The 23,756-nt window shown below is 62.3% G+C and carries 24 protein-coding genes and 1 pseudogene; 9 read left to right on the forward strand and 16 right to left on the reverse strand.

The window, feature by feature from the left end; all coding sequences use genetic code 11:
• Position 1: 1 nt before the first annotated feature.
• On the reverse strand, positions 2 to 364 hold the full coding sequence (locus NKH21_RS03865) for a VOC family protein (protein ID WP_352863274.1): 363 nt from the start codon (positions 362 to 364) through the stop codon (positions 2 to 4).
• Positions 365 to 753: 389 nt separating this feature from the next.
• Here NKH21_RS03865 and NKH21_RS32770 point away from each other — a divergent pair.
• The 3 genes and pseudogenes from NKH21_RS32770 to NKH21_RS03875 all read left to right on the forward strand — a co-directional run.
• Positions 754 to 909, forward strand: a pseudogene (locus tag NKH21_RS32770) (AraC family transcriptional regulator); the annotation flags it as partial.
• A gap of 17 nt (positions 910 to 926) precedes the next feature.
• Complete coding sequence (locus tag NKH21_RS03870; RefSeq protein ID WP_352863145.1) at positions 927 to 1,424, forward strand: helix-turn-helix domain-containing protein; 498 nt, start codon at positions 927 to 929, stop codon at positions 1,422 to 1,424.
• Between the two features lie 108 nt (positions 1,425 to 1,532).
• Complete coding sequence (locus NKH21_RS03875; RefSeq protein WP_352661156.1) at positions 1,533 to 1,964, forward strand: VOC family protein; 432 nt, start codon at positions 1,533 to 1,535, stop codon at positions 1,962 to 1,964.
• A gap of 141 nt (positions 1,965 to 2,105) precedes the next feature.
• Here the strand turns inward: NKH21_RS03875 and NKH21_RS03880 are convergent, their stop codons facing one another.
• Genes NKH21_RS03880 through ehuB form a run of 5 tightly spaced genes read right to left on the reverse strand, consistent with a single transcriptional unit; the run spans position 2,106 to position 5,918 of the window.
• Positions 2,106 to 2,837: a GntR family transcriptional regulator gene (locus tag NKH21_RS03880; RefSeq protein WP_352661153.1), complete on the reverse strand. Its 732-nt coding sequence runs from the start codon at positions 2,835 to 2,837 to the stop codon at positions 2,106 to 2,108.
• Positions 2,834 to 3,613, reverse strand: a complete 780-nt coding sequence (ehuA, locus tag NKH21_RS03885; RefSeq protein ID WP_352863148.1) for an ectoine/hydroxyectoine ABC transporter ATP-binding protein EhuA — start codon at positions 3,611 to 3,613, stop codon at positions 2,834 to 2,836. Before ehuA ends, NKH21_RS03880 begins: the two co-directional genes overlap by 4 nt.
• Complete coding sequence (gene ehuD, locus NKH21_RS03890) at positions 3,610 to 4,269, reverse strand: ectoine/hydroxyectoine ABC transporter permease subunit EhuD (protein WP_352863150.1); 660 nt, start codon at positions 4,267 to 4,269, stop codon at positions 3,610 to 3,612. Before ehuD ends, ehuA begins: the two co-directional genes overlap by 4 nt.
• Positions 4,266 to 4,994, reverse strand: a complete 729-nt coding sequence (gene ehuC, locus NKH21_RS03895; RefSeq protein ID WP_352771586.1) for an ectoine/hydroxyectoine ABC transporter permease subunit EhuC — start codon at positions 4,992 to 4,994, stop codon at positions 4,266 to 4,268. Before ehuC ends, ehuD begins: the two co-directional genes overlap by 4 nt.
• A gap of 54 nt (positions 4,995 to 5,048) precedes the next feature.
• Positions 5,049 to 5,918, reverse strand: a complete 870-nt coding sequence (ehuB, locus tag NKH21_RS03900; RefSeq protein WP_352863153.1) for an ectoine/hydroxyectoine ABC transporter substrate-binding protein EhuB — start codon at positions 5,916 to 5,918, stop codon at positions 5,049 to 5,051.
• 235 nt (positions 5,919 to 6,153) lie between these two features.
• Here ehuB and NKH21_RS03905 point away from each other — a divergent pair, with 235 nt between their 5' ends.
• The 6 genes from NKH21_RS03905 to NKH21_RS03930 all read left to right on the forward strand — a co-directional run bounded on the left by NKH21_RS03905 (position 6,154) and on the right by NKH21_RS03930 (position 13,594).
• On the forward strand, positions 6,154 to 7,350 hold the full coding sequence (locus tag NKH21_RS03905) for a M24 family metallopeptidase (protein WP_502911848.1): 1,197 nt from the start codon (positions 6,154 to 6,156) through the stop codon (positions 7,348 to 7,350).
• 75 nt (positions 7,351 to 7,425) lie between these two features.
• Entirely contained in the window at positions 7,426 to 8,574 is a 1,149-nt protein-coding gene (locus NKH21_RS03910) for a M24 family metallopeptidase (protein ID WP_352661147.1), read from the forward strand.
• Between the two features lie 9 nt (positions 8,575 to 8,583).
• The gene (locus NKH21_RS03915; RefSeq protein WP_352661144.1) at positions 8,584 to 9,840 is read left to right on the forward strand and encodes a sarcosine oxidase subunit beta family protein; all 1,257 of its coding nucleotides are present in this window, start codon (positions 8,584 to 8,586) and stop codon (positions 9,838 to 9,840) included.
• Positions 9,841 to 9,853: 13 nt separating this feature from the next.
• Positions 9,854 to 10,150 (forward strand): sarcosine oxidase subunit delta, encoded by a 297-nt coding sequence (locus tag NKH21_RS03920; RefSeq protein WP_352661141.1) that lies wholly within the window; start codon positions 9,854 to 9,856, stop codon positions 10,148 to 10,150.
• A complete protein-coding gene (locus NKH21_RS03925; protein WP_352863158.1) occupies positions 10,147 to 13,101 on the forward strand; it encodes a sarcosine oxidase subunit alpha family protein in 2,955 nt (984 codons plus the stop codon). The genes NKH21_RS03920 and NKH21_RS03925 overlap by 4 nt, the downstream gene beginning before the upstream one ends.
• Positions 13,094 to 13,594, forward strand: a complete 501-nt coding sequence (locus NKH21_RS03930; protein ID WP_352661134.1) for a sarcosine oxidase subunit gamma family protein — start codon at positions 13,094 to 13,096, stop codon at positions 13,592 to 13,594. Before NKH21_RS03925 ends, NKH21_RS03930 begins: the two co-directional genes overlap by 8 nt.
• A 64-nt stretch (positions 13,595 to 13,658) precedes the next feature.
• Here the strand turns inward: NKH21_RS03930 and NKH21_RS03935 are convergent, their stop codons facing one another.
• The 10 genes from NKH21_RS03935 to NKH21_RS03980 all read right to left on the reverse strand — a co-directional run bounded on the left by NKH21_RS03935 (position 13,659) and on the right by NKH21_RS03980 (position 23,473).
• Complete coding sequence (locus tag NKH21_RS03935; protein WP_352661131.1) at positions 13,659 to 14,123, reverse strand: cupin domain-containing protein; 465 nt, start codon at positions 14,121 to 14,123, stop codon at positions 13,659 to 13,661.
• Positions 14,124 to 14,244: 121 nt separating this feature from the next.
• Positions 14,245 to 15,120: an aldose 1-epimerase gene (locus NKH21_RS03940; RefSeq protein WP_352661128.1), complete on the reverse strand. Its 876-nt coding sequence runs from the start codon at positions 15,118 to 15,120 to the stop codon at positions 14,245 to 14,247.
• Between the two features lie 4 nt (positions 15,121 to 15,124).
• Positions 15,125 to 15,925, reverse strand: a complete 801-nt coding sequence (locus NKH21_RS03945) for a FadR/GntR family transcriptional regulator (protein WP_352571188.1) — start codon at positions 15,923 to 15,925, stop codon at positions 15,125 to 15,127.
• Positions 15,926 to 15,927: 2 nt separating this feature from the next.
• A complete protein-coding gene (locus NKH21_RS03950) occupies positions 15,928 to 16,872 on the reverse strand; it encodes an ABC transporter permease (protein WP_352661125.1) in 945 nt (314 codons plus the stop codon).
• Positions 16,873 to 16,925: 53 nt separating this feature from the next.
• Positions 16,926 to 18,446 (reverse strand): sugar ABC transporter ATP-binding protein, encoded by a 1,521-nt coding sequence (locus NKH21_RS03955; protein WP_352661122.1) that lies wholly within the window; start codon positions 18,444 to 18,446, stop codon positions 16,926 to 16,928.
• A gap of 96 nt (positions 18,447 to 18,542) precedes the next feature.
• Positions 18,543 to 19,526 carry a substrate-binding domain-containing protein gene (locus tag NKH21_RS03960; RefSeq protein WP_352661119.1) on the reverse strand — a complete coding sequence of 328 codons (984 nt, stop codon included), beginning with the start codon at positions 19,524 to 19,526 and terminating at the stop codon, positions 18,543 to 18,545.
• 30 nt (positions 19,527 to 19,556) lie between these two features.
• Entirely contained in the window at positions 19,557 to 20,333 is a 777-nt protein-coding gene (locus NKH21_RS03965; protein WP_352661116.1) for an SDR family oxidoreductase, read from the reverse strand.
• 5 nt (positions 20,334 to 20,338) lie between these two features.
• A complete protein-coding gene (gene dgoD / locus NKH21_RS03970) occupies positions 20,339 to 21,511 on the reverse strand; it encodes a galactonate dehydratase (protein ID WP_352661113.1) in 1,173 nt (390 codons plus the stop codon).
• 206 nt (positions 21,512 to 21,717) lie between these two features.
• A complete protein-coding gene (locus NKH21_RS03975) occupies positions 21,718 to 22,302 on the reverse strand; it encodes an aldehyde dehydrogenase family protein (RefSeq protein ID WP_352661110.1) in 585 nt (194 codons plus the stop codon).
• 115 nt (positions 22,303 to 22,417) lie between these two features.
• Complete coding sequence (locus tag NKH21_RS03980; protein ID WP_352863163.1) at positions 22,418 to 23,473, reverse strand: alpha/beta fold hydrolase; 1,056 nt, start codon at positions 23,471 to 23,473, stop codon at positions 22,418 to 22,420.
• Between the last annotated feature and the right edge of the window lie 283 nt (positions 23,474 to 23,756).

Below are 23,756 nucleotides of genomic sequence, written 5' to 3' on the forward strand. Positions count from 1 at the left end.
CTCATTCCTTGCTGCCGTCCTCGGTGTAAACCGCAAGCTCGTAACCATCCGGGTCAGCGAAATGGAAGCGCCGGCCGCCGGGGAAGCCGTAGATCGGTCTGACGATCTTGCCTCCCGCCTGTTCGACACGCTTGACCGTTCCCGGCAAATCCTCGGCATAGAGAATGACGAGCGGGCCTCCTCCGGACCTCGCTGGGCCAGCAGCAAAGCCACCTGACAAGCGCCCGTCGTTGAACTCGCAATATTGTGGGCCGTAGTCGGTGAAGGTCCAGCCGAACGCCTTTCCGTAGAAGTCGCGTGACCGCTGAATGTCTTTCACGTTGAATTCGACGTAGTCGATCCGTTGGTCGTTGTTGTTGCTCATGACGCGTACCTCTCGTGTGATGTACGACGCGGAAAGATAAGCACGCATCTCGCTTGCCGGATTGAACAAAACGGCCATCGACGTATGAGCCGCACACGGCGCCGCCGATGGCGATGCACGTGACATCATCCCTCACCTGCCCTCGTCGGTCCGGCCGGAAGAAAACGACCGATTCTTGCAACCGTTCTCGATTGGAAGACGTTGTCGGTGGTGCAGATTATTGCCTCGACCGACGGCCGGGCGAGCCGCTGCGCCGTAGGTTCACCGCCGCTAATCCGAAGGGGAGCGAGATGAGCGATCCCGTCCCAGCGCAGGCAACGGGTTCATTTCAGCAACGTCCAGCGTCGGCGCGGCTTCACGGGAGCTTTGCTTCTGTGTGGGTGCATCGAATGGACCCGGCGGGCTCACCGCCGATCGTCATCATGCCCGACGCAACGATCGATTTGCAATGGATCGGAGGCAGCTTGCGAATTGCCGGCCCCGACAAGGAGCCGCAGACCGAGGTTCTGGCGGCGGACGAGGTCGTGATCGGCTTGCGCTTCCATCCTGCCGCGGCGGCGGCATGGCTCGGCGTGCCCCAAATCGAGCTGGTCGGCAAGAGGCTGTCGCTCGACGATTTGTGGGGCGCGCGAGCTCGCCGCCTCGCCAGTTGCGTGCGCGCCAGCGACAATCTCGAGGATCTGGCCTGCTCGCTCCAACAGGTCCTCGCCGAGGAGGTGGGCTCCCGCGCGCCGGACGTTCCCATGCAGGCGGCATATCGCTTGATCGAGCGCGGGCCGCCACCCGACGCGCCGCTCGTCCCTTGGTTGATGCGCGCGCTCGAGATGAGCGAAGGACATTGCGCCGGCGCTTCGACGAGAGCTTCGGCTATGGCCCCAAGACGCTTGACCGTATCCTCCGCTACCAGCGCTTTCTGCGGCTTTCGAGCCACTCCAACAGCTCCACCGCCATGCTGGCTGCCGAGGCGGGCTATTCCGATCAGGCGCATCTTGTCCGAGAGAGCCGCCGTCTGACGGGAGGCACCCCGCGACAGATTCATCACCTGCTGCACAACGAGTGAAACCTCGGTGCGTTCTTCGACTTGGCGGCACGCTTTTGGCCGTTTTGTTCAAGTCCTCACTGTCGCCCGACTTTATCCTGGTATTTCCGACAACCAGAGGAGACTGCCATGAAACCGCGCATTTCGGTTTTGACCATCGCTGTCGCCGACCTCGAGAGTTCTCTCGTGTTCTACCGCGACGGTCTCGGCTTGCCGACGGAAGGGATCATCGGCCGCGAGTTCGAGCATGGCGTCGTCGCGTTCTTCACGCTGTCCGGCGGGTTGAAGCTCGCGATCTGGGCTCAGGACGACCTCGCCTACGACACCGGCCTGCCCAAGGCGCCGATTACCTCGACCTCGTTCACAATCGGCCACAACGTTGTGCGCCGCGAAGAAGTCGATCAAGTGATGGATGAGGCCGCCCGCGCCGGAGCCGAGGTCATCAAGCCTGCCCGGGACACGTTCTTTGGCGGATATGCCGGATACTTCCGCGACCCGAACGGACATCTGTGGGAGGTCGTCTGGAACCCCGCCAACATACCGAGTGAGGATCCTCTTTAAGGGCGGCGCGGGCCTGCAGCATCGAACCGCGTCAGTCATCCCGGTGCTGGCAAATTGTGTCGGCACCGGGCGGGCGGCCATGCTTTCCTCAGAAACGAAGCCAGTTCGACGGCGGACCACCAGCACAATCTTAAGCGCTGACTATGTTGCTCTATCCAGATTCGCCTCGCCTGCATGACGCATCATGCGGCGAAAGCTCATTGAAATATGCGCCCGCCTTATGTGTCCTATGGACTCCCAGTCGCCGATCTCGGCGGCGGCAAGGACCTCTTCCATTTCGCGGCGGAACGCGGTGAACTCCTCGACAAGGCCCAGTTGCGGCATCATCTTTAGGACGACGCGCGCGACCTGAAAATACAGGCGCTCGCTGATCTCGCGCAGCGGCTGGTTGCCGGTCATTGCCGTGAGCTCGTAGAAAAAATCCATGTTGAGGCGCAGGAAAGCGCGCTGGTCGGGATTGAGTATATCGGCATCGCAGCGCGCGATGAGCGCCCGTATCCGGTCGAGGTCGTCCGCCGTGCGTGGGATCGGCGAAAGCTTGCCGACGAGGAGCGCCAGCTCAAGACGCAAATGATAGACCTGCTGCAATTCCTCGATGTCGACGTCGGTGACGATCGTGCCGACGCCGTGGACGGATTGAACCAGACCCTCGGATTCGAGGCGCGCCAGGACACGCCGGACCGGCGTGCGGCTGATCTCGAATTCCTGGGCAAGTTCTTCCTCGGACAGATGGCTTCCCGGCGCATAGTCGAGCAGGCAGATGCGGTCGCGCAATATCCGGTAAATGCGCTCGAACCGCTCCCGTGCCGAGAGCGGGCGCGGCGGCGCGGCGGTCACCGTCGTTGGCAGCCTGTCATCCGTCTCAAGCGTCATCCAGCCTCCAGGACAGCGTGCAGGAACTGCCGCGTCCGCTCGTTCTTGGGCGCGCCGAACAACTCGCTTGGCGGCCCCTGCTCGCAGATCTTGCCGGCATGGAAAAAGCAGACGCGATCGGAGAATTCCCTGGCAAATCCCATCTGGTGGGTGACCATCAGCATGGTGAGGTCATGTTCCCTACCGAGTTTTCGGATGACTTCAAGCACTTCGCCGACGAGTTCGGGGTCGAGTGCCGAGGTCACTTCGTCGAACAGCATGATCTTGGGCCGCATGGCGCAGGCGCGGGCGATGGCGACACGCTGCTGCTGGCCGCCGGAAAGCTGCGAGGGATAGTGGTCCTTCTTCTCCGACAAACCGACCATGTCGAGCAGCTCGGCAGCACGCGCCTCGGCATCGGGCCGCTTCATGCCGAGCACGGTTATCGGGGCCTCGATGCAGTTCTGGATCGCCGTCATGTGCGGGAACAGGTTGAACGACTGGAACACCATGCCGATCTTGGCGCGGATCTTGCGGATGTGGGCGAGATCGGCGGGAACAAGCTTGCCGTTCCTCTGCATGTGGGTGAGCGGCTGGCCTTCGACCCAGATGACGCCGTCATTGATCGTCTCCAGCGTCATCAGCATGCGCAGCACCGTGGTCTTGCCGGAGCCGGACGGCCCGATGATGGAGACCTTCTCGCCGCGTGCTATTTCCAGATTGAGCCCGTCGAGAACGGTCAGCGCGCCGTAGCGTTTCGAAACATTGTCGAAGCGGACCATCGGTTGTTCCGTCATCGCATGGTCCTCCGGTTGAGCAGGCCTTCGAGGGAGCGAATGAGCGCGGCAGAAACCAGGCTCATGGCAAGGAAGAACAGGCCGACCAGCGTCATCGGCTCAGTGTAGCGGAAGGTTTCGGAGCCGATGATCTTGGCCGTCTGCATCAGCTCCAGCACGGCGATTGCGGAAAGCAATGGCGTCTCCTTGAACAAGGCAACCAGATAGTTGCCGAGCGCCGGAACGATCGGCGGGATCGCCTGCGGAATGATGATGTCGCGGAACGTCGTCCAGGCTGACAGATTGAGTGCGACCGCGGCTTCCCATTGGCCACGATGGATGTTGTCGAAACCGGCGCGATAGACCTCGGAACAATAAGCAGCGTAGTGGATGCCGATGGCAAGCACCCCGGCGGTGAAGGCGTCGCGCACGACACCGAATTTCGGAAAGACGAAATAAAGAAAGAATATCTGGATCAGCAGCGGGGTCGACCGGATCAGTTCGACCAGCACCGAAATCGTCCAGCCGGTCCACGGCACGGCGATGCGGACGACCGCCAGCACCAGGCCAAGCGAGGCGGCAAGCGCAAACCCGATCAGCGTCGCCTCGATGGAAACGATGGCAGCGCGGGCGAGCACCGGCAGGATTTCAAAAGCAAATGCCCAGTCCCAGATCATGCTGCCTTCCCCCGCGCCAACCCGAGCGAAGCCCGCCTTTCGAGAAGCCGCATGCCGATGGTCACAACCAGCGACATTGCCAGGTACATCAAAAGGACGAGGGTGAAGATCGGAATGGTCTTGAACGTGTTCTGGTTCATTTGCTGCGCCTTGAACGCGAGATCCGAAAGCGTGATCAGCGAGACCAGCGCTGTCGATTTCAGAAGTTCGATGAACAGATTGCCCCAGGGCGGGATCATCGCGACAAAGGCCTGCGGCAGGATTATCCGGCGCAACATCTGTGGGCGGCTCATGTTCAATGCCGTACACGCTTCCCACTGCCCGCGGGCGACGGACAGGATCGCGCCGCGCACGCACTCCGATCCGTAGGCGCCGACATTCAGGCCGAGCGCGAGCACCGCCACAACGAATGCGTTGATCGTGACGCCGAATTGCGGGAGCACGAAAAACAGCCAGAACAATTGCACCAGTGCCGACGTTCCGCGGAAGATCTCGACGTAAACCGTGGCCAGCCATCTGAGCGGCGTCGGGCCGTACATCCTTGCAAGTGCTGCAAGTACGCCCATGATAATTGCGAGCAGGCTGCCGAGGACGGCGATCTCGACCGTCAGGACCGCGCCTTGCAGCAGCCCCGGCATGAACACTCTATAGCTTTCCTGTGTTGCCAACGCGCCGATCACGACGAGCGCGATGACCAACATGGCAATGAGCGTACGGATTCCCATGCGATTCCCCCGGGAAAAAAGGGCGGCGCTTTCGCGCCGCCAGCAGTTGGGAACCTATTTGCCAGCGCAGAGCTCCGCGGTGGTCTTGTTGGGGAGATAATCCTTGCCGAAGCCGAGTGGCTCGACCAGCGCGATATGCTCCGGCGAACCGATGAACTTCTTCAGCTCGGCATTGAACGCCTCCAGCAGGTCCGTGTCTTCCTTGCGGAAGCCGAAGCCACCATGGCCTTTCACCGATTTGCCGCCAACCTCGCCGAAGGGCTTGGTCGATTCGACGCCGTCGGCTTTCTTGGCCATGTCGGCGATCGAAAGAGCGGTCAGCGCGGCAGCATCGGCGCGGCCCGACTGGACGGCGGCGACCAGGCTTGACTGGTCGGGCAAGGAGACAATCTGCCCACCGGCAACGCCCGCGTCCTTGGCGAAGCCGCCTTCGACGGCGCCGGCCATCACGGCAAGCTTGAGATCCGGATTGTCCTTGATGCTGGAAAAATCCTTGATGCCTTTCGGATTGCCTTTAGCCACCAGCATAGCCTCGCCGATGCCGTAGGACGGCTCGGAGTAGTTGATTTCGGCGCAGCGCTTTGGAGTGATGAACATGCCGGCTGCGATGATGTCGAAGCGGCCGGCCTTGAGGCCTGGAATGAGCGAGCCGAATTCGGTCAGCACGCCGTCAACCTGCGGGATGCCCATCTTGGCGAGCACCGCCTTGGCGACTTCCGGCGCCTCGCCGGTCAGCTTGCCGTCTGGCGTGGCGTAACCGAACGGCGCCTCGTTGGCGAAACCGACACGGATGTAGCCGTCCTTCTTGGCCCGTTCGAGAGTGGTTTCCGCGTGAGCGGACAGCGACGTCAATGACGTCGCGGCGAGCGCGATGCACGCAGCCGCTTTCACGACCATGCGGCGCGATATCGATGATTTGAGCATGCTTTTCTCCCATTGGACAACTGTGGATGGTTCCCAGGGCGCGGCCTTCTTCGAGGTCGACGCCTGCTTAATAAGACGTATACAACTGCCCTAGACATTTCGCAAGCAGAGATATAGAAACCATCAAAATTCGGCGATAATTCCTAGTTAGCCAACAAATTGACGTCGAGTTGTGCACAATTTGGCCTGTTTACCCATGTTGATCAAAGGGCAAGCAGCGTACCTGGAAGGCAGGATTTCGGTGGCGACTGCGAACGGGTTCGGGACATTCACGCAAGCGGAGTACGGGCAGCGCCTCGCCGGCGTGAAGACACGCATGCAAAAAGCCGGCTTTGATCTCATCGTCTGTCAGGATCCAGCCAACATGTGCTGGCTGACCGGCTATGACGGATGGTCGTTCTACGTTCCGCAGTGCGTCCTCGTCCATCTGGAGGAGGATCGGCCGATCTGGTTCGGCAGGGCGCAGGACGCCAGGAGCGCACGCCTGACCACCGGCCTGCCCGAGACAAACATCGTGCCGTTCTCGGAACGGCTGGTGCAGCAGCCGGTCGAACACCCCTATGACGAACTCGCCCGACTGATCCGGTCGCGCGGCTGGGGAAAGGCCCGCATCGGCGTCGAGATGGACGCGCATTATTACACTGCGCGCTGCCACGCCCACCTTGTCGAGGGGCTGCCCGACGCGCACTTCGCCAACAACCACGATCTTGTCAACTGGGCGCGGCTGGTCAAATCCGAAGCCGAGCTGGTGCTGATCCGCGAGGCGGGTGCGATCTGCACGCATGCCATGAACCGTGCCATAGAGAAAATGCGGCCCGGTGTGCCTCAGAACCACGTCATTGCGGAAATCTATCACGCGCAGATCATCGGCGTGCCCGGAGCGGGCGGCGACTATGCCGCGATCTGTCCGCTGATGCCCGTTGGCGAGGGCACCGGCACGCCGCATCTGACGTGGTCCGACGCGCCGCTGCCGGACAGCGGCCTCGCCATTCTGGAGATCGCCGGCGTGCGCCGCCGCTATCATGCGGCGCTGACCCGGACGGTACATTTCGGAAACCCGCCGCAAGCCATCCTCGACATGGCCAAGGCGATCGTTGAGGGCGTCGACGCTGGCCTCGAGAAGGCGCGCCCCGGCTACACCGCCGAAGAGGTGGAAGCCGCCTGGCAGGCGGTGTTGAGGAAGAACGGGCTGAAGAAGGAAAGCCGCGTTGGCTATCCGGTCGGGCTCGCATACCCGCCCGATTGGGGTGAACGCACCGCAAGCCTTCGTCCCGGCGACACTTCCGAGATGCAGCCTGGGATGTGCTTCCATTTCATGGCCGGCGTCTGGCTCGACGATTTCGGCATCGCCATCTCGGAATCGTTCGTCGTCACGGAACGCGGCGGCGAACGCCTCTGCGATGTGGCGCGCGAACTCATCGTCATCGACTGACATGGCAGCCGGGAAACCGGCTGCCGAAAAGAACCATGCCCGCCACCAAGCCGGCAACAAGCACGAGGACGCCCGATGGACCGCAATCCGTTTTCCGAAGCCGAAATCGCCGGCCGCTTGGCAAAGGTCCGTACTGCACTGGTTGAGAGCGAGCTCGACGCAGCGGTTTTTGCCTCGCCGGAGAACGTCTTCTATCTCACCGGCCTCGACCACTGGGGGTATTTTGCCCCTCACCTGCTGATCGTCCCGCTCCGGGGAAAACCTGTCCTGGTCACCCGCTCGATGGAGAAGGTGACAATCGAGAAGCAAGTGAAGGCAGCGGAATTCCGTGGCCACTCCGACAGCGAAACGGCGGCCGACCTTGCCGCGCGGGTGCTTGCAGAGCTCGGCTTGTCCGGCAAGCGGATCGGCCTCGAATACTGGACGGCTGGCCTCAGCCATGGGCTTGCCGTTGCGCTCCAGACTCAGGCGGACGCCAAATGGAGCGATGTCTCCGGTCTTGTCGATAAGATGCGGCGGGTGAAGAGCGCCGAGGAACAGGCGCTGATGCGGCGTGCCGCCAAGGTGACGGACGCCGCTGCCGGCGCCGCGATCGCAGCGATCTCGGACGGCGCCTCCGAACAGGAGGTCGCGGCCCAATGTGTTGCGGCAATGATCCGCGCCGGCGGTCATGCGCCGGGCTTCGGACCGTTCATCCGCCCGGCCGCGCGCCTGGGTGAAGAGCACACGACCTGGGGCGACGGGATTTACCGCAACGGCGAGCCGGTCTTTGTCGAACTGTCCGGGTGCATCTCGCGCTACCACGCGCCGCTCGGCCGGCTTGTTCGCATCGGCCACATCAGCGACGAAGATGCCAAAATGGCGGAGGTGACCGCCAAGGCGTCCAACGCGGTCATCGAGGCGCTGCGGCCGGGCGCCAAGGCGCGCGATGTCTACGCCGCCTGGCAGGCCGTCGCCGACGAGGCCGGCCTTTCCCACTATCGCCGCCATCACTGCGGTTACCTCGTCGGCGCCGGCCAGCCGCCGTCATGGACCGGCGGCAATTCGGTGACCGGCTTGAGGCACGATTCCGACCTCGAGATCGAGACCGGGATGAGCTTCCACATCCTGTCGTGGCTGATGGGAACGGGTCGCGGCGACGACTTCGTCTCCAACACGGTGCTGTTGACCGATGCGGGTGCCGAAGTGCTCACCCGCACGCCGGCCGGCCCGATCGTTCGATAGGCCGCACGCATGGCGCGCTACTCGGCATTTTCGGTTTTCCGCAACGCGCTGTCCGGCCAGAAGAATTGGCAGCGCGCCTGGCGTGCGGCGGAGCCAAAACCGTCCTATGACGTGATCGTCATCGGCGGCGGTGGACACGGCCTCGCCACCGCCTTCTACCTCGCCGAGAACCACGGTATCCGCAACGTCGCGGTGCTCGAAAAGGGTTATGTCGGCGGCGGCAATGTCGGCCGCAACACCACCGTCATCCGCTCCAACTACCTGCTCGACGGCAACACCCAGTTCTACGAATTCTCGATGAAGCTCTGGGAGGGCATGTCGCGGGCGCTGAATTTCAACGTCATGTTTTCTCAGCGCGGCCAGCTCGTCACAGCGCATTCGGCCGATCAGCTCGACGGCTTCAGCCACCGCGCCAACATCATGCGGCTGAATGGCATCGATGCCGATATCCTCGACCGCGAAGAGGTGCGCCGGCTGGTGCCTTACCTCGATTTTTCCGACACCGCCCGCTTCCCGATCCACGGCGCCATCTTCCAGGGCCGCGCCGGCACGGCGCGCCATGACGCCGTCGCCTGGGGCTATGCGCGTGCCGCCGATAACCATGGCGTGGACATCATCCAGAACTGCGGGGTGACAGGCTTTGTCCGTGACGGCGACAGGATCGTCGGCGTCGAAACGACGAAAGGCCGGATCGGCGCCGGCAAGGTCGGCCTCGCTGTTGCCGGTCATACATCCGTGCTCGGCGCCAAGGCCGGCCTGGAACTGCCGATCGAAAGCCACGTCCTGCAAGCCTTTGTCACCGAGCCGCTGAAGCCGCTGGTAGATCACGTCGTCGCTTACGGGGCCGACCATTTCTACGTCAGCCAGTCCGACAAGGGCGGGTTGGTCTTCGGCGGTAATCTCGACGGCTACAATTCATACGCCCAGCGCGGCAATCTCGGCGTCGTGCGCGAGGTGGCGGAGGCGGCCATTGCGCTGATGCCGTGCATTTCGCGCGTCCGCCTGCTGCGCCACTGGGGCGGCGTCATGGACATGACTCCCGATGCCAGCCCGATCATCTGCCCGACGCCGATCGACGGCCTCTATCTCAATGGCGGCTGGTGCTATGGCGGCTTCAAGGCAACGCCGGCTTCCGGCTGGTGCTTCGCCCACACGATCGCCAACGGCAAGCCGCATCCCTTGGTCGCTGCCTACGGGCTCGATCGTTTCCGCACCGGCCACACGCTCGATGAAGCCGGTGTCGGCCCTTCGGCCTGGCTGCAATAGGAGGCGGGACAAAATGCTGCGCATCGAATGCCCCTGCTGCGGCCCGCGTGACCACGACGAGTTCCGCTATGGCGGCGATGCCTCGGTCACGCGTCCGGCCCATGACGATCCCGATCCCGAGGCCTGGTACCGCTACGTCTATATCAGGACAAACCCGGCCGGCCCGCACCGTGAATACTGGCAGCACGTGACCGGTTGCCGGCAATGGCTGGTGGTCGAACGCGACACACGCAACCACGTCATCGCATCCGTCGACTTCGCCAGAAAATTGCGGGCCAGGAAATCAACTCTCAGGAAATCACCGGCATGAGTTCGAACCGCAAACGGCTGTCGGTGGGTGGCCGCATCGTCCGCGAGCAGCCGGTCGAGTTTACCTTCGACGGCCGCAAGCTGGCTGGATATCGCGGCGACACGCTTGCCTCCGCGCTGCTCGCCAACGGCGTCACGCTGGTCGGTCGCAGCTTCAAATATCATCGCCCGCGCGGCATTTTTTCCGCCGGGCCCGAAGAGCCGAATGCGCTGGTTACGCTCGGGAGCGCCGGCAGGCGCGAGCCGAACCTGCCGGCAACGACACCGGAACTCGCCGACGGCATGGTCGTGGAGAGTCAGAACCGCTGGCCATCGCTTGCCTTCGACGTGCAAAGCGTCAACGGGCTGTTGGCACCGTTTCTGTCCGCCGGCTTCTACTACAAGACCTTCATGGGCCCGACGCGCCGCGCCTGGATGTTCTACGAACATTTCATCCGCAAGGCGGCCGGCCTGGGTAGGGCCGGCACCAGCCCGGATCCCGACCACTACGAGGTTCGTCATGCCTTCGCCGATGTCGCCGTCGTCGGCGGCGGTCCGGCGGGATTGTCGGCGGCGCGAGCGGCCGCCGCGGCCGGCGCGCGGGTCGCGCTGATCGAGCAGGATTTCCTGCTTGGCGGCCAGCTTCTGGCGGAACCGTCCGACAGCGCAGCGGCCGCATGGCTGAAGCAAGCCGAGGCCGAGTTGGAGCGCTTCGAAACCGTGGCGCTGATGAAGCGGACGACCGCTTTTGGCAGCTATGACGGCAATGTGCTTGGATTGGTCGAACAGCGCGATCCAACCGATCCGCAGCCGAATGGCGAGACACGGCAAACGGTCACTATGCTGCACGCCCGCTCGATCGTTTTCGCCACCGGCGCCATCGAGCGGCCGATGGTGTTCTCGAACAATGACCGGCCCGGCGTCATGCTTGCCTCGGCCGCCCGGACCTATCTCAACCGTTTCGCCGTCCTGCCGGGCAAGAAAATCATTGTCGCCACCACCAATGACGGTGCCTGGCGCACCGCCTTCGACTATGCCGCAGCCGGCGCGGAGGTGACGGTTGCCGACCTGCGCGCCGTCCCGCCCGCAGCGCTTGCCGCAGAAGCCGCACGGCTCGGCGTGGTGGTGCGGGCCGCAGCGCGTATCGTCGACCTGTGCGGCGGCCATGCCGCCAGGCAAGTAATGCTCAACGGGCCGGAGGGCCAGTCCTGGACCGCCTGCGACCTGGTCTGCGTGTCCGGCGGCTGGTCGCCAACCGTGCATCTCACCTCGCACCTTGGTGTCAAACCTGTCTATCGCGACGACATCGGCGGCTTCGTGCCGGGCGCGTTTCCGGCCGACCGGTTCGGCGCCGGCGCGATGCTGGGGGCCTATACGACCGCCGCGGCCGTCGAGGACGGTCATCGCGCCGGCATCGAGGCGGCATCGTTCTGCGGCAAGTCGGCGCCGGCGCCCACTCCATCGAAACTAGATCTCGGCGAGACCGCCGCGGCCCCGCATCACGAGGTCCTGCCCGCTGGACGCGGAAAAGCCTTTGTCGATTTCCAGATGGATGTGACGACAAAAGACATCGAGCTCGCCCATCGCGAGGGCTATGAATCGGTCGAGCACCTGAAACGCTACACCACGCTCGGCATGGGCACCGACCAGGGCAAGACCAGCAATTTTCCCGCGATTGCTGCCATGGCGGCGCTGCGCAACGCAACAATCCCCGAGACCGGCACCACGACCTTCCGCCCGCCCTATACGCCGGTTGCCATCGGGGCGCTTGCCGGGCGCGCCGTCGGCCATCATTTCAAGCCGATCCGCCGCACGCCGATGCACGACTGGCACATGGCGAATGGCGCCGAGATGCTCGAGGTAGGGGTCTGGATGCGGCCCTATTTCTACCGGCAGTCGGGGCGCGACGTGAACGAGGCCCATGTCGCCGAAATGCGTACCGTACGTCAGGCGGCGGGCCTAATGGACATTTCCACCCTTGGCAAGATCGATGTCCAGGGCGCGGATGCGGCGATATTCCTGGATCGCGTCTACGCCAACGGCTTTGCCAAACTGGCGGTCGGCCGCGCCCGCTACGGCGTCATGCTGCGCGACGACGGTATCGTCTTCGACGACGGCACCACGACGCGGCTGGCGGAAAACCGGTTTTTCATGACGACCTCGACCGCCAAGGCCGCCGATGTGCTGTCGCGTCTCGAATTCCTGCTCGACACGGCCTGGCCTGATTTGCGTGTGGCAGTGACCTCGGTAAGTGACGAATGGGCGGCTATGTCGGTTGCCGGGCCAGCCAGCCGCGCAATCCTCAGCGCTGCTTTTCCTGATCTCGACGTCTCCGATGAGGCGCTTCCGCATATGGGGCTACTCGAAAGCGAGTGGGAGGGCCGTGGGCTCCGCATCCTGCGTCTGAGTTATTCCGGCGAGCGTGCTTACGAAGTCTATGTCGGCGCCAGTGCCGGTGAACAGCTCTGGAGCCGCTTGCTCGAAGCCGGCAGACCCTTCGACCTGAAGCCATACGGCGTTGAGGCGCTTGGCGCGCTACGCGTCGAAAAGGGCCATGTCGCCGGACCGGAGATCGATGGGCGCACGACGCTCGACGATCTCGGCCTCGGCCGCATGGTCGGCAAGCGCAGCGGTTTCGTCGGCGACGTCCTGCGAGGGCGCCCTGCCCTCCAGGCGCCCAACCGGCAGCGCCTCGTCGGACTGGAATGCATCGAGGACGGAAAACGGCTGCGCGGCGGCGCCATCCTGTTCCTGCCGGATGAGAAACCCTATGGCCATGGGCGCGGTCGCGTCACCTCCGTCACATTCAGCCCCGAACGCGGCCATTATGTCGGTCTGGCACTCCTTGCCGGGGATGTTGCGTCAGAAGGAAGCGAAGTTGTGGCGGTACATCCGATGAAGGCCGAAACGGTTCGCGCCCGCATTGTCTCGCCGGTATTCATCGACCCGCAGGGAGAACGGCTGCATGGCTAGCTTGACCTCTCGGGATTTCAGCCTGTCCGTGGCCGATTGCCCGCTTGTCCAGATCGAGGGCTGGGACGGGACACTGAGACAATTCGAAAAGAGCGTCTCGGCCTCGCTCGGCAAGAAACTTCCCGCTTCGGTCGGAGAGACGGTTCACCACAAGGGGCTTCTAATTATCCGCGTTGCACCTCGCCGCCTTTGGCTGGCTCTAGACGAAGGCACAGAAGTGCCAGCCCTTGTCGTCGACCCCGATCTCGGCTGTTCCGTTCCCCTTGGGGAAGGTCGTGCTCGTTTGAAAATGGCCGGCCCTGACATCGCAAGGCTTCTGTCCGGCCGCATTGCCGTCGACTGGCACGCGCCGACAGCCGCTCCGGGCCGCGCCGTACTGACATCCTTCCATCACGTGCCCGTGCTCTTCCTGCGCACCGGCGAGACCGCGTGCGAACTCATCGTGCCGCGAAGTTTTGCCCGCAGTCTCTCGGATTGGATTGCCGGCGGCTAGCCAATACCGGTTCCTCGGGTAGGGCCGGCTTTAGCGGCGATCCAAGCCGCCATCACGAAGCCTCCTACTCTCTTGCCGGCCAGTCTTGCAGAAGCGTAATCCCATGCTTCGGCGCGGCTGCTTTGAGCCGCTCGATATCGGCAGGCGTCGGCGGCCCGACCACCTCTCCCTTGCCGAGTTCATGGCCACCTTCGGCGAGAAACTGCTCGAACACACTTGGCGTGTCTATCAGGATATAGCGAACGAGCTGATTGCCGGGATTCATAAGCTGGTGCGGGATGCCCCGCCTCAAAAACATGCTCTCGCCGGGCGAGAGCGTTCGGACCACACGGTCCACAATTGCGGTCAACTGCCCTTCGATGACGTAGACCGTCTCGTTGTCATTCGCATGAACATGGATTGGCGTTTTCGTGTGCCCGTCGCTTCTGTTTTCGAAAAGACTTAACAAGCCTCCCGTCTGTTGGCCGGAGACCAGTCGCTTCATGACGATGCCTGCGAGCACGAATTCTTTTGGTTCAACATCCGCCATTGATCCAATCCTGCCAGGCACATCTGGAGGGCCGTCAAGCAGACGAACTGCGCCGCGACATCCGTCGAACGGGCTCATGCGTTCCCGGCCGCTGGAGTTTCCACTTCCAAGCTCCGTCCGCCTAACTGACGGCGAAGCTGCACCGGGCTGCCAGGCTCTCGCCAGGCCCAAGCACCGACAGTCCATTCCATTTGTCGATCGAACCGCGATTGTGAGCATCGACAGCATGACTGACCGGTTCAAAACAGAAGAAGTCGCTCTCGTCCGATGGCGAATAGACCAGGTAGAAATTCAAGGGCGATGAAGCTTCGACACGCAGGCTGCAACTGTGCTTCGGCCACCATATGGTAGCGACGCCGCTCCAACCGGCAAACAGATTGTTTATCCATCCACTCGGCAATACGGCCGGCACGTCGAAATCCCAATCGGGACGGGTTTTGATATCCACAAACCGTTCAGGGAGGTGGTTGGGCAGTTCGAGACAAACCTGCGAGGCCGGCGCATGAAGCGCGGTTCGTGCCGTTCTCGGGAACCATGGATGGATGCCAAGCCCGAACGGCAATCTGATCGACGCCCGATTGACGATGCGAAGCTTCAGCTCGAGCCCCTGTCCGGTCAGCGTGTAGCGCACCTCGGCGCGATATCGGTATGGGCCGGGTCCGTTGCTGATGAGCGACAGCTTTGCGTTGTCCTGCGCTACGCTGTCGATGTCCCACTCGCTCGAAAACCCATTGCCGTGAATGGGAAATGGCTCGCCTGCAACATTGGCTGGCAGTCCGTGGAATTTGGAATCGAATGTGAACCCGCCGCCCGAGATGCGATTTGACCACGGCAAAAGCAGGTTGCAGGCAAGGTCGAACGGGTTGCTGCTCCCGCCATCCGGCCATGGCCGGAAGAGCGGCACGCGCCCATAGTCCAGTCTGGCAAGACCTGCCCCAAGCGACGGGACGATTTCAGCGGACAGGTCTCCGCTTCTGATCTTGATCGTCGGGGCCATCAGTTCAGGCGGTGTCGGCCTTGGCAGCGGCGATCGGCTGTTGATGGCGGCCTTTGCGAGCCACTGCAAGAAGGTCGTTCGACGCGATGCCGATGAGCGCCTTCATCTGATCGTGAGCGTCGTCGGCCCTGCGCATCCTAATTGCCTCCAGCACGTCGCCATGCGCGCTCAGCGTCTGCTGGTAATTAGCGGTGGCCGATGTGGTCAGGCGGAAGGAGAAGCTGAGGGCGGCCGCAAGCATATTGCCGAGATTGGCGAATACCGGGTTGCGGCTGGCACGAAGGATGGCGGTATGAAACCTGACGTCGGCATCGAGACACGCAGCGAGATCGTCCTGCGGAGCAATGCGCATGGCTTCATACGCCGCTTCGATGACTGCGAGATCGCCTGACGTCGCCATCTTGGCCGCAAGTTGGGCGGCAGCGGGTTCAATGACCAGCCGCGCCTCGATCAATCCACGGACGAAATCGAGGTCAGGCTCGATATCGCGCATCCATTCCAGAACCTGTGCATCCAGCCTGTTCCATTCGCTCGACACGCGCACACGCGTCCCGGCCCGCTTGCGTGCCTCGATTAATCCTTTCGCCGAAAGCGTCAGAAGAGCATCGCGAAGCGCGGTGCGGCTCGCCCCGTAGATAACGCAAAGTTCGGCTTCCGTCGGCAGGACGGAGTGCTGGGCGTAGGAGCCGGCGAGGATGCGCTGTCCGAGATCGCGTGCGATGCGATCCTTGAGCGATGACGTGGTGCCATCTGCGGCAGGAATGTCCTGCTTGCCTTGGCCAGTCGAAGCGATCGCCGCGTCCATCGTCATGTCCTGTTCAAGTGGTACTCGGCAATTACCACAGCAAGTATCAGCAGCGAGCCCTTGGCAAGCAACTGATAGAAGGTTGGCACGGACGTCAGTATCATTCCGTTGTTGAGGACGCCAATGATGGCGACGCCCAGCAGCGCGCCGACGATCGTGCCCTTGCCGCCCTGCAAGGCGCAGCCACCCAGAACGGCCGCTGTGATGGCCTCGAGTTCCAGGCCTTGGGATCCGGATACGGGCTGCCCAGAGCCGGTACGGGCAGCCAACAGAATCCCGGCCAATCCGGCCGCCACTCCACTCATGATGTAGATGCCGACGCGGTAGCGGTTGATGTTGATGCCAGAGAAGCGTGCGACAACGGGATTGCCGCCCAGGGCATAGATGTTGCGGCCAACGATCGAGCGGGCAAGAAAGAGATGGAACACGATGGCGGTCAGCAAAAGTATCCAGATCAGCAGAGGCAGGCCGAGGATTCGTCCAATCCCGATGAAGCGGAAAGTCTCGCTGAAAATCGCGATCGATTGCCCATCGGACATGATGAACGCGATGCCGCGGAAGATCGCCATCGTACCGAGAGTCGCGATGACAGCGTTGACCCGCCCATAGGTGATGATGATGCCGTTCACGAGGCCGGCAAGACCGCCCAGGACCAGGCCGGCAAGAATGCCCACGGCGGGTGATCCGGTGGCCTGGATGGCCATTGCCGTCGATACTGTGGTCAGACCGACAATTGCGCCGACGGCAATATCAAGCCCGCCGGCGACAATGACCACGGTCTGGCTCATCGCCAGAACGCCCAGGATGGTGATGCCCAGACCGATGTTCAGCAGGTTTCGGCTCGAGAAGAACACGTCGCCTCTCAGGGTGCCGAAAATGAGCACGAGAATGGCGAGAGCAACAAGAAGGCTTATGTTGTGAATGCCGATGCGCTCTGCGATGCGCAAGGAAGAGCGCCTTTTGTCGGTTTGTGTTGTTGCTGTCCTGAGCTCAAGGCTGTTCACTGAATTTGCCCTCCAAGTGATGCTGCAGATTGAGGCATGGCATGTTTCAGGATCGTGGCCTCGTCGATGTCAGGGCGGGAAAGTTCGGCCGTGATCCGGCCTCCAGCCATGACAAGCACCCTGTCGGCGAGCCCGATCAGTTCCGGCATTTCCGAGGAAATCAGGATTATGCCGATGCCGCTGGCGGCGAGTTCGTCGATCAGGCGATAGATTTCCGCCTTGGCGCCGATGTCGATACCGCGGGTCGGCTCGTCGAGGATGAGAAGCATCGGCTGCCGCGCAAGCCAGCGCGCGAGAACGACCTTCTGTTGATTGCCACCCGACAGTTTGGAAACCTGTTCGTCGAGGTCGGGCGCCTTGATCGACATCTTTGCTGCAAGCGGTGAGACGATCTCCAGTGCCTTGCGCCGATTGAAGAAGCCGAAGATCGACGTTCTGTCGGGCACGCACAGCGAGGCATTGTCAAGAATGCTTCGGAACAGCAGCAGCGCCTCGTGCTTGCGGTCTTCCGGGGCAAAGCCGATGCCCGCCACGATCGCCGCATGCGGACTGTTAGGGCCAACGGGCACCCCATTCATCATTATGCTTCCGTCGAGACGCCTGTCATAGCCGACAATCGCCTTTGCCAACTCGGATCGGCCCGCACCCATAAGGCCGGCAATGCCGAGCACCTCGCCATGGCGGACCTTGAGGCTCACATCGGTGACGTGGTCGGTGGTCAGGCGCGTCACCTCCAGCAACGGTTGCCCCGATTGCCACGTCTCGCGCGTAAACAGATCTGCAATGTCGCGGCCGACCATGAGCTTGGCTATGGTCTGCTCGCTGGCACCGGCCGCGGGGGAATCATCGATCAGCCGGCCGTCCCGCAACACGACAATGCGATCCGCAAGGTCGATGACCTCGTTCAGCCTGTGAGAGATGTAGACGATCGAAGTGCCCTCTTCGCGCAGCCGGCGAATTACTGAAAACAGACGGCGCGCTTCGTCGTCGGTCAGCGACGAGGTCGGCTCATCAAATGCGATCAGCCGGCCGCCGGCACGGATGGCGCGCATGATTTCGATCATCTGGCGCTGTGCCGGACCGAGTGTGCTGCAGAGTTGACGCGGCCGCATATCCTGCTGCATGCCGAAGGTCGCAAGCACCTTATCGGTCTGCTCCTCGAGCCTGTGCCAGTCGAGCAGGACGCCTGCCAGCCGCGGCAGTTCGCCGACGAAAATGTTCTCGGACACGGTCAGGTTCGGAACGATCTCCGGCTCCTGATGGATGACGCGTATTCCGGCTCTGTGGCTGTCGCGCGGTTCGTTGAAAACGATCGGCGTGGCGCTATGCAGCACGGTGCCGGTGTCCGGTGCGAACACGCCCTCGAGAATTCGCATCATTGTCGACTTGCCGGCGCCATTCTCGCCAACCAGGGCAAGCACCTCTCCTGGCCGAAAGGCAATCGAGACATTGTCGAGCGCCTGCACGACGCCGAAGCGCTTCGAAATCCTATCGAGCGAGAAGAAATCCGATTGCATCAAAAGCTCATTCCCGAGGATCGATCCGTGTGTCTGCCGACGAACTGCCGGCCCGAAGAGCGTCATGCGCCCTGCGGCGCATGACGCATATCTGGTTCAATGGCAGAGCTTGGCTTTGTAGTCCGACGCAAAATTGTCGGCGGTGATGTATTCCGGGTCGGTGAAGGACTGAACGGGAAGCTTCGTTCCGTCCTTAATGGAGGCCAAGAGAATCTTCACCGCCAGCGCGCCATGATTTGCCGAATTGAGCCACATCGTGCCGCGGAAAGCCGAAGGCTTTCCCGATCCGAAGGCGTCGCAGGCGCGGCTCCCGTCGATGCCGATCCCCATGCCCTGGTCTGCGGAATAGCCGGCATTCTCCAGTGCTCGCGCACCACCCAGCACGCCATCATCGTTGCATGAATAGAATATCCAGTTCGTGACGCTGGGATTGGCCGTCAATGTGGTGGTCATCACATCGATGGCGTTGACCATCGTATTGTCGTAGGGGACACGAACGATGTTGCCCGGCTTGAAATCGGGCACCGCCTTCAGGAACGCTTCTTCCGCGCCCTTGTTGCGCTGCATGCAGGTATCGGCCTTGCGGTCCTCGATCGAGGCGATGCGCACCTCTTTGCCCGCCCAGCCCTCAGCCTTGTAGAGCTTGGCAAGCTCTTCGCCCACCCGCGCACCGATATTGTAGGCATTCATGCCGACATAGGGGACCTGGGTGCCATCCTGGTAGTAGATATCGTCGTCCACCGCCACCAAGGGAATTTTTGCGGCCTTTGCTTTCTCCGCGATGACCGGTCCCAGCGCCTTGTCGGGGACAACGATGGCGATGCCCTTCACGCCATCGCCGACCATCGTATCGAAGGTCGTGATCGTCAAATTGGCGTCGAACTGAACGTCCTGCGACACGAACGCGGCCCCTGCCGCCTCAGCCGCTTTCTTGGCGCCGCCGACTTCGGCGACGAACCATGGGTGGTCTCCCATCTTGTTGATGTAACCAATCTTGATGTCATCTGCGCTTGCTGCGCCACTCATCAGTCCGGCAGCCAGTGCCGCAAATGTCGCCAAAGCCTTTGTTGTGGTTTTCATGAAGATCCTCCCTGAGCTCAATGGTGGTTGCTAGTCGTGGTAGAGAACCGAGCGCCCACCATCGATGGTGATCGTCTCGGCATTTATGAACGGCGCTTCGTCCGAAGCGAGGAAAACCGCCGTCATTGCAACCTCGTCCGGCCGGCCAATACGCTTGGGCGGATGGAGGTCGTAGGCTCGCCGCTTCTCCTCGGCGGGGTTCGGGAATGTGTTCCAGTAGGCTTCCGCGATCGGCGTCTCGATATAGCCGGGGGCTATCGCGTTCACCCGGATGCCGCGTGCGGCATATTCGATGGCCAGCGAACGGGTGAGGCCCAAAAGTGCATGCTTGGCGACCGGATACGGGAACGTATGGGGAATGATCTGGAACGCGTGACAGCTCGCTATGTTGACGATGGACCCCGAGCCCTTCGCCAGCATCGTCGGCAAAACCGCCTTGGCGCAGAACCACGCGGCCTGGAGGTCGAGCTTGAGGCAGCGCTCCCATTCCTCATCCGGCATCATCAATGGTTCGTAGAAGACGTTGGCACCGGCATTGTTGACCAGAATGTCGACCCCGCTATAGGCCGTGATCGTCCGCGCGATCATGTCCGCGACTGCGGATGCTTCGGTGACGTCCGTCTCGATGAACAGGGCGTCCGCGCCCTGGGCACGCAATTCGTCGGCGACCGCTTTCCCGCTTGCCGCATTCAGTTCAGCAATGACGGTCTTTGCCCCATGTGTTGCAAAGGCGCGGGCGGTGGCAGCACCGATGCCTTGGCCAGCGCCCGTGATGATTGCGATCTTTCCTTGCAGCCGTCCTGCCATTGCATTCACCAGTCGACCACGGTGCCGTCCGGCATAACGGCGTTGCGGGCATGCAGCACTTCCTGCTTGAAGGGGTGGCGCGCGATCACGTCCTCATTGACGGTGACGCCAAGGCCCGGCAGTTCGGGCAGATCCCAGCGGCCGGGTTTACGCTGAATTGGCCACATGACGACGTCGTCGTACCAGGCGACGGCACCGGACATCTCCTCCTGAATGACAACGTTTGGCGTCGATATGCCGAAATGAAGAGCAGCCACACCGGCGATCGGACCGAGCGGGTTGTGCGGTGCAAGGCCGATGCCTGCGGTTTCCGCCATGGCCGCGATCTTCTTTGCCTCGAGCAGACCGCCAGTGTGGCAAATATCAGGCTGGGCAATGTTGAAGGCGCGGGCTGCGATCGAGTGTGTGAATTCGCGGCGCCCGATCAGCCGTTCGCCGGACGCGATCGGCACGGCCGATCGCGCCGTAATATGCGCCAGTCCGGCAACATCTTCGGGTGGAACGGGCTCTTCCGCGAACATGATGCGGGCCGGCTCGATTGCCTTGAGGTAATCCATCGCCGCGTTAACCGATGAAGGGCGGCCGTGGAAATCGACCATGATGTCGATATCCGGGCCTACCGCCTCGCGAAGTGAGCCGACCATATTGGCAACGGAGTCGACTGCCTTTGCGGGCGATACGTAGTGGGTGTAGGGAATGCAGACGACCTTGACGGCATCGTAGCCTGCTTGCGTCACGATACGTCCGCGTTCCACCATGGCATCCGCGGATCCGGTCTCATAGACCGCCTTCATGTCCCCGAGGCCGAGATGCGTATAGGTGCGCAGATAGTCGCGAACCCGGCCGCCCAAAAGGCGCCAGACTGGGACGCCCAATGACTTGCCCAGGATGTCCCAGAGCGCGATCTCGATGCCGCTGACGGCGGACATTCCCTCGACGCCGAGGCGCCAAAAGCCGTGCCGCGTAAGTATCTGGTAGCACTGCTCCACATTGCGCGGATCTTGCCCGATGAGCAGGGCCTCAAGGTCCTGAAGCGCCCCAACGATGGCTCGGGTCTTCCATTCCAGCGTTGCCTCACCCCAGCCAAACAAGCCGGGCTCGTCGGTTTCGACGCGAACGAAGACCCAGTTGCGCATTTCCGCATTGCAGACGCGCGCCTTGATGGCCGTGATTTTCATTGGTCCTCCCAGACCTGCCGTCTTTTTTCGAAGCAATATGTATGATTTATTATGAATAATATGGACGAGTCAAGCGCAACGTCGATGTGGACCAGCGCCGTCAAGGAACTGGTCCTCAGGAGGATCGGGCAATTTTCGATCAATGCTTGTTCGCGGATGGAAAGGCTGTCAGCCGCCGATCTGCGAACATCGCGGGAAAGGCGCGGCTAAATCACCGCGCAGACCGTTTTCGTCTCGAGATAGTTCTCCAGGCCCGGTGCGCCGTTCTCATAACCCCAACCGGATTGCTTGTGGCCGCCTTTCGGCAACTCCGGCGAGAAGTAGGAATGGCAATTGATCCAGACGGTGCCCGACCGGACACGTGCGGCAAGGCGATGCGCAGTGGAAAGGTCGCGGGTCCAGACGCTTGCGGCGAGGCCGTAGGGCGAGTCGTTCGCATGGCTTACCGCCTCCGCGACATCGGCAACGACCGGGCCGAAGATTTCCTCGCGCATCATGCGCGTGTCCGGGCGGACGCCGGTGACCACAGTCGGCTCGAAGAAGTTGTCGAAGCGCCGGCCACCGGTGATGATCTCGGCGCCGCTGGAAGCACCATCGCCGACATACAAGGCGACGCGCGCAGCCTGAGTTCCGTTGACCAGCGGACCAAGGTCGGTATCCAGGTCAAGCCCGTGTCCGAGACGCAGCTTTCGCGCCTCTTCCGCCAGACCCTCCACCAGACGGTCGTGGATCGAGCGATGCGCATAGATACGCGAGCCGGCGAGGGACGAACTCGACGACGGCGACGGCATCCTTCAGAAGATCGTCTACTCCGCTTCCAAGGCCAACATCGCGTCGGTCTGGGTCGGCGGGAGAGCTGTTCTCGCCTAAGCCGACAGGAGGCTGTGCCGAGAACCAGAATGGATATCAGTATTCGCCGACGTCGATGACAGCCTGGGCAAAGGCTTGCGGGGCTTCTTGAGGCAAGTTGTGGCCGATACCGCCGGTGATGATCCGGTGCGTGTATCTGCCCAAGAATTTCTTGGCGTAGGAACTGCTGTCGGGATGGGGTGCGCCATTGGCATCACCCTCAAGGGTAATGGTCGGCACTGTGATCACGGGAGCTTCGGCCAGCCAGTTTTCCAGACCGTCATATTCCGGCTCGCCCAGCGCCAGGCCGAGCCTCCAGCGGTAATTGTGAATGACGATGCTGACGTGATCCGGGTTGTCCAGGGCTGCGGCGCTGCGCTGGAAGATGTCATCGTCGAAATTCCACCGCGGCGAAGCGAGTTGCCAGATGAGTTTGGCGAAATCGCGCGTGTATTTCTCGTAGCCGGCGCGGCCGCGATCCGTGGCGAAGTAATAGTGATACCACCATTGAAGCTCCGCCACCGGTGGCAGCGGCACCATGCCGACCTGCTGATTTCCGATGAGATAGCCGCTCACCGAGACGATCGCCTTGCAACGCTCAGGCCAGAGGGCGGCAACGACATTGGCCGTTCGGGCGCCCCAGTCGCAGCCGGCGATCGTGGCCTTTTCGATCCCCAGCGCATCCATCAGCGCAATCGTATCCGCGGCGAGCGCCGACTGCTGGCCGTTGCGCATCGTCTCGTCCGACAGGAAGCGGGTAGTGCCGTAGCCGCGCAGGTAGGGCACGATCACGCGGTACCCCTTTGCGGCAAGCAAAGGAGCGACGTCGGTGTAGGTGTGAATGTCATAAGGCCAGCCATGAAGCAGGATCACAGGGGCACCTTCGGCCGGCCCCAGCTCCGCATATCCGACGCTCAGTTTTCCGGCATTGACCCGTCTGAGCGAGCCGAATGATTTCTGCGTGGCTTGCGTTGCAGATGCCCTCGCCTCGACCATCCAAGTGGCTGCCGGCGCGCTCAAGCCGAGTTCGGTGGCGGCGAACGTCATTGCTGTTGCACCAACAATGCGCCGGCGGCGATGATCGACCGTCTCGGGAGCCTTACTCGCATTCATGATGAAGCCTCTATGATGACCAACAAGCGGGAACGACTAGACCGCCGCCACACCGGCCGACAGGAAATATTGGGCTTATTTCGACGGTGACTGCGGCGAATCCAGGATTGTAACCACTCCGCCAGGGGGCCGTGCGGCGAGCCCTGACTGAATGTCGGTAAGGTCCAGCGTTTCCTCGATTTCCTTCCGGAGAAATTCGAGACGTAGGCCACCCCCGCGCTTGGAAGCGGCTGGATGTAGCATCCGCAGGAACGGCAGCATGAGAATGACTCCTGATCTTCTG

The organism is Mesorhizobium sp. M1329 (assembly GCF_040318035.1).
GTDB lineage: Bacteria > Pseudomonadota > Alphaproteobacteria > Rhizobiales > Rhizobiaceae > Mesorhizobium.

Bases quoted from the DNA above. Each gene is read 5' to 3' on its own strand.
- NKH21_RS03930 (WP_352661134.1), top strand. From the start codon at position 13,094: ATGGCTAGCTTGACCTCTCGGGATTTCAGCCTGTCCGTGGCCGATTGC.
- ehuD (WP_352863150.1), bottom strand. From the start codon at position 4,269: ATGATCTGGGACTGGGCATTTGCTTTTGAAATCCTGCCGGTGCTCGCC.
- NKH21_RS03960 (WP_352661119.1), bottom strand. From the start codon at position 19,526: ATGAAAACCACAACAAAGGCTTTGGCGACATTTGCGGCACTGGCTGCC.
- dgoD (WP_352661113.1), bottom strand. From the start codon at position 21,511: ATGAAAATCACGGCCATCAAGGCGCGCGTCTGCAATGCGGAAATGCGC.
- NKH21_RS03980 (WP_352863163.1), bottom strand. From the start codon at position 23,473: ATGAATGCGAGTAAGGCTCCCGAGACGGTCGATCATCGCCGCCGGCGC.
- NKH21_RS03920 (WP_352661141.1), top strand. From the start codon at position 9,854: ATGCTGCGCATCGAATGCCCCTGCTGCGGCCCGCGTGACCACGACGAG.
- NKH21_RS03865 (WP_352863274.1), bottom strand. From the start codon at position 364: ATGAGCAACAACAACGACCAACGGATCGACTACGTCGAATTCAACGTG.
- NKH21_RS03975 (WP_352661110.1), bottom strand. From the start codon at position 22,302: ATGCCGTCGCCGTCGTCGAGTTCGTCCCTCGCCGGCTCGCGTATCTAT.
- NKH21_RS03925 (WP_352863158.1), top strand. From the start codon at position 10,147: ATGAGTTCGAACCGCAAACGGCTGTCGGTGGGTGGCCGCATCGTCCGC.
- NKH21_RS03965 (WP_352661116.1), bottom strand. From the start codon at position 20,333: ATGGCAGGACGGCTGCAAGGAAAGATCGCAATCATCACGGGCGCTGGC.
- NKH21_RS03880 (WP_352661153.1), bottom strand. From the start codon at position 2,837: ATGACGCTTGAGACGGATGACAGGCTGCCAACGACGGTGACCGCCGCG.
- ehuB (WP_352863153.1), bottom strand. From the start codon at position 5,918: ATGCTCAAATCATCGATATCGCGCCGCATGGTCGTGAAAGCGGCTGCG.
- NKH21_RS03910 (WP_352661147.1), top strand. From the start codon at position 7,426: ATGGACCGCAATCCGTTTTCCGAAGCCGAAATCGCCGGCCGCTTGGCA.
- NKH21_RS03935 (WP_352661131.1), bottom strand. From the start codon at position 14,123: ATGGCGGATGTTGAACCAAAAGAATTCGTGCTCGCAGGCATCGTCATG.
- NKH21_RS03955 (WP_352661122.1), bottom strand. From the start codon at position 18,446: ATGCAATCGGATTTCTTCTCGCTCGATAGGATTTCGAAGCGCTTCGGC.
- NKH21_RS03875 (WP_352661156.1), top strand. From the start codon at position 1,533: ATGAAACCGCGCATTTCGGTTTTGACCATCGCTGTCGCCGACCTCGAG.
- ehuC (WP_352771586.1), bottom strand. From the start codon at position 4,994: ATGGGAATCCGTACGCTCATTGCCATGTTGGTCATCGCGCTCGTCGTG.
- NKH21_RS03870 (WP_352863145.1), top strand. From the start codon at position 927: ATGGCTCGGCGTGCCCCAAATCGAGCTGGTCGGCAAGAGGCTGTCGCT.
- ehuA (WP_352863148.1), bottom strand. From the start codon at position 3,613: ATGACGGAACAACCGATGGTCCGCTTCGACAATGTTTCGAAACGCTAC.
- NKH21_RS03915 (WP_352661144.1), top strand. From the start codon at position 8,584: ATGGCGCGCTACTCGGCATTTTCGGTTTTCCGCAACGCGCTGTCCGGC.
- NKH21_RS03940 (WP_352661128.1), bottom strand. From the start codon at position 15,120: ATGGCCCCGACGATCAAGATCAGAAGCGGAGACCTGTCCGCTGAAATC.
- NKH21_RS03945 (WP_352571188.1), bottom strand. From the start codon at position 15,925: ATGGACGCGGCGATCGCTTCGACTGGCCAAGGCAAGCAGGACATTCCT.